Consider the following 9,270-nt stretch of genomic DNA (forward strand, 5'->3'; position numbering starts at 1 on the left):
TCAGCGTCCATAGAATGCGTCGCTATCGCGGGGCCACTATTGGTCCCTCTGGTTCTAACGAGGAATACACCATGAAACTCAATTCCCTGGGCGCGGCGTCGTTGCTTGCGCTTTCAATGGTGATGATCAGCGGCTGCGATCAGGTTGAAAAAAGCGCGCAGCAAGTGATCGGCAAGGCCACCGAGTCGGCCAAACAGGCTATAGATGAAACGCATAAGGCCGCCGAACAGGCTCTGAGTGAGGCAACCCAGGGCTTGATCAGTCCTGAGAAGAAGGACAAAGAAGCCGAAAACGCTTCCGAGTCCGACACCAAAGAAACCTAATTCCCAAGCCTCACCACGTCAGGATTGATCTATGGACTACCTTTTACAACTGGCTGCAAGCCCCACCGCCTGGGTGGCCCTGGCCACCTTGATCGTCATGGAAATCGTGCTGGGCATCGATAACCTGATCTTTATCTCGATCCTCACCAACAAATTGCCGGAAAAACACCGGGCGAAAGCACGGCGTATCGGCATCAGCATGGCGTTGATCCTGCGCTTGGGCCTGTTGAGCACCATCGCGTTCATCGTGCAGTTGACGGCGCCGGTGATCGAAGTCTTCGGCCAGGCGTTTTCGTGGAAAGACATGATCCTGATCGCCGGTGGCCTGTTCCTGGTGTGGAAGGCGACCACCGAAATCCATCACAGCATGGACCCTGAGCCGGAAGAGAAGGTGAGCGCCGGCAATGGCGTGTCCATCGGCTTTGCCGCGGCGATTGGCCAGATCCTGATGCTCGACCTGGTGTTCTCCATCGACAGCATCATCACCGCCGTGGGCATGACCGAGCACTTGCCGATCATGATCATTGCCGTGGTCGTCTCGGTGATCGTGATGCTGGTGGCGGCAGAACCCCTGGCCAAGTTCATCAACGACAACCCGACGGTGGTGATGCTGGCCCTGGGCTTCCTGATCATGATCGGCATGACCTTGATCGCCGAAGGTTTTGGCGCCCATGTGCCAAAAGGCTATGTGTACGCCGCCATGGCGTTCTCGGCGGTGATCGAACTGCTGAACATGGCGCGACGTAATCGCCACAAGCGTTTACTGGCCGCCAAACAGTAAGGGTTGATAAGCAAAGGCCGGCTGCGCTCCAAGAGCTCAGCCGGCCTTTTGCTGTCTGGTAGACTCCACCCACTTGATAGCTTGAGGTCCACCATGAACGAGCCGATTCGCCTCACCCAATACAGTCACGGCGCGGGTTGCGGCTGCAAGATTTCACCCCAGGTGCTGGAAGTGATTCTCGCCGGCAGTGGCGCGCAAAACCTCGACCCCAAACTGTGGGTGGGCAATACCTCGCGCGATGATGCCGCCGTCTACGCCATCGACGACGAGCGCGGCGTGGTCTCCACCACCGACTTTTTCATGCCGATTGTCGATGACCCTTTCGACTTCGGCCGCATTGCCGCCACCAATGCCATCAGCGACATCTACGCCATGGGCGGCGATCCACTGATGGCCATTGCCATTCTCGGCTGGCCGGTGAACGTGCTGGCGCCGGAGATTGCCCGGGAAGTCATCCGTGGCGGCCGCTCGGTGTGTGACGCGGCGGGTATTCCTTTGGCCGGTGGTCACTCCATTGATGCCCCGGAGCCGATTTTTGGCCTGGCCGTGACCGGCATCGTGCAAAAGCGCCATATGAAACGCAACGACACCGCCACTGCCGGGTGCAAGCTGTACCTGACCAAACCGCTGGGCATCGGCGTTCTGACTACCGCTGAAAAAAAGGGCAAATTGCGCGAGGCCGATGTGGGCCTGGCCCGCGACTGGATGTGCACCCTGAACAAACCGGGCAGCCGCTTCGGCAAATTGGCGGGTGTGACGGCCATGACCGATGTCACGGGGTTCGGTTTGCTTGGCCATTTGGTGGAAATGGCCGACGGCAGTGGCCTGACGGCGCGCATTGAATACGCCAAAGTGCCGCTTTTGCCGGGTGTCGAGTACTACCTGGACCAAGGTTGCATGCCCGGTGGCACGTTGCGCAACTTCGACAGTTATTCGAGCAAACTCGGACGCCTTCAAGAGCTGCACAAGCGTGTGTTGTGCGATCCGCAGACCAGCGGTGGCCTGCTGATCGCCGTGACCCCTGAAGGCGAAAGCGAGTTTCATGCGGTGGCTGCCGAATTGGCCCTGTCCCTGGAGCCCATCGGCGAATGGGTTGAGCGACAGACCCACGCGGTAGAGGTGTTTTGATGGCGACTGACATCACCGACTACCGCGACATCTTTCTCAACGACCGGCCGATGATGGATACCCGTGCGCCGATCGAGTTCACCAAGGGCGCGTTCCCTGGGGTGATCAACCTGCCGCTGATGACCGATGACGAACGCCAACGGGTCGGCACCTGTTACAAGCAACAAGGCCAGCAGGCTGCCATCGTGTTGGGGCATGAGCTGGTGTCCGGCGCGATCAAGGCTGAGCGTATCGAGCAGTGGGCACAGTTCGCCAAGGCCAACCCCAATGGCTACTTGTACTGTTTTCGCGGCGGGCTGCGTTCGCAGATCGTGCAGCAATGGCTCAAGACCGAAGCCGGTATCGACTACCCGCGCGTCGGCGGTGGCTACAAGGCCATGCGCACCTTTCTGTTGGATACCGTGGAGCAGGCGACGACCGAGTGTGACTTCGTGTTGTTGGGCGGCATGACGGGCACCGGCAAAACCGAGGTGCTCGGCCAGTTGCGCAATGCCCTTGACCTGGAGGGACATGCCAATCACCGTGGCTCCAGCTTCGGTAAACGCGCTACAGCGCAGCCGTCCAACATCGATTTCGAAAACCGCCTGGCGGTGGACCTGCTGAAAAAACGCGCGGGGGGGATCGAGCAGTTTGTGGTCGAGGACGAGAGCCGCATGATCGGCAGTTGCGCGCTGCCATTGCCGTTGCACAAAGGCATGCAGGCGTTCCCGATGGTCTGGCTCGAAGACAGCGTAGAGGGCCGGGTTGAGCGAATCCTGCGTGATTACGTGGTCGAGCTTTGCGCAGAATTCATCGCTGTCTATGGCGAAAGCGGCCGGGCCTTGTTTGCCGAGCGCTTGACCCAGAGCCTGGCCAATATCCACAAGCGCTTGGGTGGTGAGCGTTTCCAGCGACTGCAGGCGATTCTGCAGGACGCATTGGCGGAACAGGCTCGCAGTGGTGCGGTGGACCTGCACCGGGTTTGGATCGAAGGGTTGCTGCGTGAATATTACGACCCAATGTATGCCTTTCAAAAGGAAAGCAAAGGCGCACGGATCGAGTTTGCGGGAGAGCAGGGCGCTGTCGTGGAATACCTGCGCGAAAGAATGGGGTGACCTTTAGGGCCTCATCGCGGGCAAGCCCGCTCCCACGCTTTGATGGGTGAACACCGTCAAATGTGGGAGCGGGCTTGCCCGCGATAGGGTCATCAGTTTCTGAGAATCACTAGAGGACGACTGCCCCGATCAACCCACATACCACGCCCACCAGCATGGTCAACCCGGCCACCGTCACCAGCACCCGCGCATCGAAGTCCTTGCGCAGCATCAGCAGTGACGGCAGGCTCACGCTCGGCAAGGTCATCAGCAAGGCCACGGCCGGGCCGGTGCCCATGCCCAGGGTCATCATGGTCTGTACGATCGGGATCTCGGCGGCGGTCGGAATCACGAACAAGGTGCCGACAATCGCCAAAGGCACCAACCAGAGCAGGCTGTTGGCCATGGCCCCATCCACATGGGGAAACAGCCACACCCGCGCCGCGCCCAGGATCAGCACCGCCAGGATGTAGACCGGGATGGTGCTCCAGAACAACTGCCACAGGGTACGCAGCCAGCGGCTCAGGAACGGCTGTGATTCGACAACGCTGACCTCTGCCACCGCCCCCAGTGCCGCCTCCGGCACTTGCTCCGGGCGTGCAATACGCTGGGCCACCAGTGACACACCCACCACCAGCACAATCCCCGCCACCAAGCGCAACGCCGTAAAGCCCCAGCCCAACACAAAGCCCATGAACACCAGCGTGGCCGGGTTCAGTACTGGGTTGGCGATCCAGAACGCCAACGCAGCCCCCACCGAGACCTGCTGACGACGCATGCCCGCCGCCACTGGCGCCGCGCAGCAACTGCACATCATCCCAGGCAAGGCGAACAGCCCGCCGCGTAGGGTAGAGCCCAGCCCGGCCCGACCAAACAGGCGCAGCAGCCAGTCGCGGGGGATCAGCACTTGCAGCAGCGAACCGAGAATCACCGCCAGCACCGCAGCCTTCCAGATCGCCAGGAAATACACCTGGGCATACGCCAGCGCCGCCGTCAGGGGCGCTGTTTGTTGATCGTTGAGAATCGAGGCACCGATGCTGTGGTTATCCGCTGCCACGAAGGCCTTGAAGTAGTAGGGCGACCACTTCACGTAGTACAGGCCGACGCAGGCTACCAACAGGAACAGGGCGGGTTTCCACCAGAAGGACCAGCCCCGGACGGGCTGGGTGGACGTGAGGTTGGGCATGGTGATGATCCGCAGGTGAGTCAATAGCGGTGCATCATACGCCCTCAGATATCAGCACTCACCTGTGTTGCAGCCGGGCAGGTCTGCTGGCCGTTGTTCAAGCCCTGTTTGTAGTTGCGGCTCAGCAGGGATGCCTTGCCGTTATGCCAGGTCAGTGTCAGCACATATAAGGTGTCGTAGTCGCTGCTGGACCAGTCATGGGTGATGGTGTGCTTTTCACCTGAGGCTTCACTGGCCACCTTGTTGATCAGCTCCGGCAGATAACCGTGGGACCACGCGGTGTAGATGACCGCGTTGTGGTACTTGTCCTCTACCAATTCGTCGGCCAGGGCGCTGGTATCGTTGGCCGAGAAGTTGATGTTCACCGGCAGGCCGAGCTTGATGGCGCTGGGGCCGATGGTCATCAGCGGACGGATGTAGCTGTAGGAGTTGTCATGCTCACCTTCCTCGACATTGCGCGTCGGGTTGGAGGCAAATATGTAGTTGGCCTTGCCGAATTTTTCCGGCAGTACCGTAGCCAGGTTCATCGCACGGTTGAGTCCCTGGCAGTTGAGTTGGCCCAGGCCGCCCGCAGGCTTTTCACCATGGCGCAGGAACACCAGGGTTTGCACGCCATCCACCGGTTCGGCGTTGGTGAGAGGGGATTCAAGGGCCAGACCGATTGCACCACCGAGTAACAGCAGTGATGGCATCAGGTAGGTATAGCGTTTGAGTCGTTGTGCAAGGAACAGAGGTGGGATTGTCATTATAGGTTCGAGTCTGCTTTCACCGTTTTGGCGCACGTAAGAGTGCACGTTGGCGCTTTGGTTCGCCTGCGCGGCAGCCTAGCGTGGCTATGTTGCGTAATGATGACCCATGCAGGAAGGGGCCCAGGTGACTATGATGGGGGCTTTCAGCCTGGGAGTTTTCCGATGAACGCACTCGCCGCTTTCCCAATCAACAGCAAATGGCCTGCCCAGCACCCGGAGCGTTTGCAGTTGTATTCGTTGCCCACGCCCAACGGCGTCAAAGTGTCGATCATGCTTGAAGAGCTGGGTTTGCCGTATGAAGCGCACAAGGTCAGTTTCGAGACCCAGGACCAACTGTCCCCCGAGTTCATGTCCCTGAACCCCAACAACAAGATCCCCGCGATCATCGATCCCAATGGCCCGAGCGGACAGCCGCTGGCGTTGTTCGAATCTGGCGCGATCCTGATTTACCTCGCGGAAAAGACCAGCCAACTACTCTCCGAAGACCCGGCCACCCGTTACGAAACGATCCAATGGCTGATGTTCCAGATGGCCGGTATCGGCCCGATGTTCGGCCAGGTGGGGTTCTTCAACAAGTTCGCCGGCAAGGCATATGAGGACAAGCGTCCCCGTGACCGCTATGTCGCCGAGTCCCGGCGTTTGCTGGAGGTGCTGGAAAAACGCTTGCTGGGCCGCACCTGGATCATGGGCGATGAATACAGCATTGCCGATATCGCCACCTTTCCGTGGGTTCGTAACCTGATCGGCTTCTATGAAGCCGGCGACCTGGTGGGGATTGCCGATTTCCCTAACGTACTGCGTGCCTTGGACGGCTTTGTGGCTCGTCCGGCGGTGATCCGTGGCTTGAACATTCCGAGCTGAAGCATGCCGACTTTCGATTTCATGCAACTCGACGTGTTCAGCCGCGTACCGCTCAAAGGCAACCCGCTGGCAGTGGTGCTGGGCGCTGACAGCCTCAGCGACCGGCAGATGGCGGACTTTGCCAACTGGACCAACCTCAGCGAAACCACCTTTTTGCTGAAGCCGCGTGATGCGCGGGCCGATTACCGGGTAAGAATCTTCACCACTCTGACTGAACTGCCGTTTGCCGGGCACCCCACGCTGGGGAGTTGCCACGCTTGGCTGCAAGCGGGGGGCATCCCGAAAGGCGAAGAGATTATCCAGGAGTGCGAAATTGGACTGGTGCGTATACGACGGCAAGGTGATGAATTGGCGTTCATTGCCCCTCCGTTGTTGCGCTCCGGTTCGGTCGAAGCCGCTTTGTTGGAGCGCGTGCGCCTGGGGTTGGGTTTGACCGCCGAGGCGATTGTGCGCAGCCAGTGGGTCGACAATGGCGCGGGATGGATGGCGGTGATGCTGGCTGAACGCGACCAAGTACTGGCTTTGCAACCGGACTACGCGCAACTGCAGGGGTTGGTCGTAGGTGTGATCGCACCCTGTGACCCGGAACGTGATGACGTAGACACGCAATTTGAAGTGCGCGCCTTCATCGCCGGTGACGGCGCCCCGGAAGACCCCGCCACCGGTAGCTTGAATGCCGGTGTGGCTCAATGGTTGCTGGCTGAAGGCCTGGCGCCCGAGTGTTACGTGGTCAGCCAAGGCACGGCGATCGGCCGAGCAGGGCGCATTCATGTCGAACGCAGCGGCGATGAAATCTGGGTTGGCGGCGCAGTAACAGCGTGTATCGAAGGGCGGGTACAGCTCTAGATCAATGAATTGTTACGAGTCGCGCAATACACTGTTCGCCCGTTGGTGTTTGTGCTGCCGGGGATTGCGGGCATAAGCTTTCGCCCCAACTATTTTCGCCTCTACTGTTTTCAGGAAAATCATGACCAGCCAGTTCCCTCAAGCCCGCCCACGTCGCCTGCGTCGCTCCCCGGAGCTGCGCGGTTTGTTCCAGGAAACCGAATTCACCCTCAACGACCTGGTGCTGCCGATTTTTGTCGAAGAAGAAATCGATGATTTCGTGCCTATTACCAGCATGCCAGGCGTGATACGTATCCCCGAGAAAAAACTGGCCAGTGAAGTCGAGCGTTTTGCGCGCGCCGGGATCAAGTCGGTGATGACCTTCGGCGTGTCCCACCACCTGGATGCCAATGGCAGCGACACCTGGAAGGAGCGCGGCCTGGTTGCGCGCATGTCTTCGACCATCAAGGACGCCGTGCCGGAAATGATCGTGATGTCCGACACCTGTTTCTGTGAATACACCGACCACGGCCACTGCGGCGTGATGCATGGCTCCCACGTCGACAACGACGCCACCCTGATCAACCTCGGCAAGCAAGCTGTGGCCGCCGCCCGCGCCGGTGCCGACGTGATCGCACCATCGGCGGCGATGGACGGTCAGGTCCAGGCAATCCGCCGCGCCCTTGATGATGCCGGTTTCACCCATATCCCGATCATGGCCTACTCCACCAAATTCGCCTCGGCCCTCTACGGCCCATTCCGCGAAGCCGGCGGCAGCGCGCTCAAGGGCGACCGCAAAAGCTACCAGATGAACCCGATGAACCGCCGCGAAGCCATACGCGAATCCCTGCTCGACGAACAGGAAGGCGCGGACGCCTTGATGGTCAAGCCAGCAGGGGCCTACCTCGACATCATCCGCGACATCCGCGAAGCCTCGCACCTGCCAGTGGCGGCGTACCAAGTGAGTGGCGAGTACGCGATGATCAAGTTTGGTGCGCAAGCCGGGGCGATTGATGAGGCACGAGTGGTGCGGGAGACGCTGGGGTCGATCAAGCGTGCGGGCGCGGATTTGATTTTTACGTATTTTGCGATGGATTTGGCGTTGGCGGGGATCTAAGGGCTTCGTGAAACCCTGTGGAGGGTCAGTAAGCGTGCTCTTCACAGGGGGGATAGTGGTCGCGGTCCTATCAATTTGATTGGTCTTTGAGGGGGAGCATGTATTGCTTTAGACGATTCAAAAGAATTTTCATGAAAGTCCGCTGATTAACAATAGGTTCGCTGAAATAAGTTTCCATTTTTTTAAATATTTCGTCGAAGTCATCGTCAATAGATAGGTAATGTTCTATTGAATCAATGAACCACTTTTGCTCTGGTTCTGTGTATGATAAAAATTCTGGCTTGGTCAGTTCGTCAAAAAGCGCAATAAGTTCATATTCATTGTTTATGTTCTTTGATGAGATGAAACGTTCTCTCTCCAAGTCATCTGTGTTCTCAATGTCGTATGTGAACAATAAGCCGCGAATTATTTCCATGCTTGGATTTTTTTTCATATTCATCACTCGGTATAAGCTGTTTTTGGTTTTCCATCTCTATCTAGTATGACTCGTGCTTTGCGTTGCTGGCTATATCTCAGGTCTCGACTGGAATATCCCTCACCAATAATCTTCCCCATGTCCATTGGTTCTAATGATGCAGCATGCCCGCTTCTTCTAAATATTAGCTGTGCTCGATATATCGAATTCAACTGATCTCTATGGCTCAGGTAGTGTGTTGCAGCAGGTGGATATTTAGGCTCCCCTTGCCTATTCCCTGAAGTGTAAGTCTCGACAATTCCTGTTGTCGGGTTTTTTGCCGATCTTACTCTTTCGAGCTGAGATTCGAGTGTTGTCTGCGCTCCATGTTTTTCTAGAAAATGCGCGCCTGGTGTGTCCTTTTCGAGTTCATCCAAGCGCCTGTAGGCATTTGCCTCTGCGAGCTTATCAATTTTTGCCCGCCGTTCTACACGTGTTAGTTGCGGTAAACCGGGTTCTCCGTACTCAACGCCAATTGTTGGATTCTGAACAGTATTGCTTGGCTTGCATCCATCCCCACCGGGACAAGTGTTCAAGCCTAGCGGATCCACCCACCCTGTAGGATTGGGCACGTACAGGTACGCATTGATCCCACCCGCCAACTTCACCGGATCCGGAGTCAGGTACCGACCAATATCCGGATGGTAGTAGCGATGACGGTTGTAGTGCAGCCCGCTTTCCGCGTCGAAGTACTGGCCTTGGAAGCGCAACGGGTTGTCGATTTTGCCGACATCGAGGCGGGCGATTTCGCCGTAGGCGCGGTAGTGGGCGGA

At 58.2% G+C, this 9,270-nt stretch carries 11 protein-coding genes; 7 read left to right on the top strand and 4 right to left on the bottom strand.

Features of this window, described 5'->3' with window-relative positions; all coding sequences use genetic code 11:
• Window positions 1-71: 71 nt before the first annotated feature.
• From AC07V4_RS25845 to mnmH, 4 genes are all read left to right on the top strand, one after another.
• On the top strand, window positions 72-323 hold the full coding sequence (locus AC07V4_RS25845; RefSeq protein WP_492638576.1) for a hypothetical protein: 252 nt from the start codon (window positions 72-74) through the stop codon (window positions 321-323).
• Window positions 324-354: 31 nt separating this feature from the next.
• Window positions 355-1,104, top strand: a complete 750-nt coding sequence (locus AC07V4_RS25850) for a TerC family protein (RefSeq protein WP_431753254.1) — start codon at window positions 355-357, stop codon at window positions 1,102-1,104.
• Between the two features lie 93 nt (window positions 1,105-1,197).
• On the top strand, window positions 1,198-2,232 hold the full coding sequence (gene selD, locus AC07V4_RS25855) for a selenide, water dikinase SelD (RefSeq protein ID WP_492638575.1): 1,035 nt from the start codon (window positions 1,198-1,200) through the stop codon (window positions 2,230-2,232).
• Window positions 2,232-3,326: a tRNA 2-selenouridine(34) synthase MnmH gene (mnmH, locus tag AC07V4_RS25860; protein WP_492638574.1), complete on the top strand. Its 1,095-nt coding sequence runs from the start codon at window positions 2,232-2,234 to the stop codon at window positions 3,324-3,326. Before selD ends, mnmH begins: the two co-directional genes overlap by 1 nt.
• A gap of 109 nt (window positions 3,327-3,435) precedes the next feature.
• Here mnmH and AC07V4_RS25865 read toward each other — a convergent pair whose 3' ends face one another.
• Together AC07V4_RS25865 and AC07V4_RS25870 are read right to left on the bottom strand one after the other, a co-directional pair.
• Window positions 3,436-4,491, bottom strand: a complete 1,056-nt coding sequence (locus AC07V4_RS25865) for a permease (RefSeq protein WP_492638573.1) — start codon at window positions 4,489-4,491, stop codon at window positions 3,436-3,438.
• A gap of 44 nt (window positions 4,492-4,535) precedes the next feature.
• On the bottom strand, window positions 4,536-5,237 hold the full coding sequence (locus AC07V4_RS25870) for a histidine phosphatase family protein (protein ID WP_492638572.1): 702 nt from the start codon (window positions 5,235-5,237) through the stop codon (window positions 4,536-4,538).
• A gap of 165 nt (window positions 5,238-5,402) precedes the next feature.
• Between AC07V4_RS25870 and AC07V4_RS25875 the strand changes: the two genes are divergently transcribed.
• From AC07V4_RS25875 to hemB, 3 genes are all read left to right on the top strand, one after another.
• Entirely contained in the window at window positions 5,403-6,101 is a 699-nt protein-coding gene (locus tag AC07V4_RS25875; protein ID WP_492638571.1) for a glutathione S-transferase N-terminal domain-containing protein, read from the top strand.
• Between the two features lie 3 nt (window positions 6,102-6,104).
• Window positions 6,105-6,947 carry a PhzF family phenazine biosynthesis protein gene (locus AC07V4_RS25880; RefSeq protein WP_492638570.1) on the top strand — a complete coding sequence of 281 codons (843 nt, stop codon included), beginning with the start codon at window positions 6,105-6,107 and terminating at the stop codon, window positions 6,945-6,947.
• Window positions 6,948-7,068: 121 nt separating this feature from the next.
• A complete protein-coding gene (gene hemB / locus AC07V4_RS25885) occupies window positions 7,069-8,043 on the top strand; it encodes a porphobilinogen synthase (protein ID WP_492638569.1) in 975 nt (324 codons plus the stop codon).
• Window positions 8,044-8,113: 70 nt separating this feature from the next.
• Here the strand turns inward: hemB and AC07V4_RS25890 are convergent, their stop codons facing one another.
• Together AC07V4_RS25890 and AC07V4_RS25895 are read right to left on the bottom strand one after the other, a co-directional pair.
• The gene (locus AC07V4_RS25890) at window positions 8,114-8,476 is read right to left on the bottom strand and encodes a hypothetical protein (protein WP_492638568.1); all 363 of its coding nucleotides are present in this window, start codon (window positions 8,474-8,476) and stop codon (window positions 8,114-8,116) included.
• Between the two features lie 5 nt (window positions 8,477-8,481).
• Window positions 8,482-9,270, bottom strand: a 789-nt coding sequence (locus AC07V4_RS25895) for an RHS repeat-associated core domain-containing protein (protein WP_492638567.1), incomplete at its 5' end; no start/stop codon positions are given.

The organism is Pseudomonas sp. GW821-FHT03A09, assembly GCF_059421065.1.

Excerpts from the sequence above, each read along its gene's own strand:
- AC07V4_RS25845 (WP_492638576.1), top strand. The coding sequence starts at position 72 with ATGAAACTCAATTCCCTGGGCGCGGCGTCGTTGCTTGCGCTTTCAATG.
- AC07V4_RS25850 (WP_431753254.1), top strand. The coding sequence starts at position 355 with ATGGACTACCTTTTACAACTGGCTGCAAGCCCCACCGCCTGGGTGGCC.
- selD (WP_492638575.1), top strand. The coding sequence starts at position 1,198 with ATGAACGAGCCGATTCGCCTCACCCAATACAGTCACGGCGCGGGTTGC.
- mnmH (WP_492638574.1), top strand. The coding sequence starts at position 2,232 with ATGGCGACTGACATCACCGACTACCGCGACATCTTTCTCAACGACCGG.
- AC07V4_RS25865 (WP_492638573.1), bottom strand. The coding sequence starts at position 4,491 with ATGCCCAACCTCACGTCCACCCAGCCCGTCCGGGGCTGGTCCTTCTGG.
- AC07V4_RS25870 (WP_492638572.1), bottom strand. The coding sequence starts at position 5,237 with ATGACAATCCCACCTCTGTTCCTTGCACAACGACTCAAACGCTATACC.
- AC07V4_RS25875 (WP_492638571.1), top strand. The coding sequence starts at position 5,403 with ATGAACGCACTCGCCGCTTTCCCAATCAACAGCAAATGGCCTGCCCAG.
- AC07V4_RS25880 (WP_492638570.1), top strand. The coding sequence starts at position 6,105 with ATGCCGACTTTCGATTTCATGCAACTCGACGTGTTCAGCCGCGTACCG.
- hemB (WP_492638569.1), top strand. The coding sequence starts at position 7,069 with ATGACCAGCCAGTTCCCTCAAGCCCGCCCACGTCGCCTGCGTCGCTCC.
- AC07V4_RS25890 (WP_492638568.1), bottom strand. The coding sequence starts at position 8,476 with ATGAAAAAAAATCCAAGCATGGAAATAATTCGCGGCTTATTGTTCACA.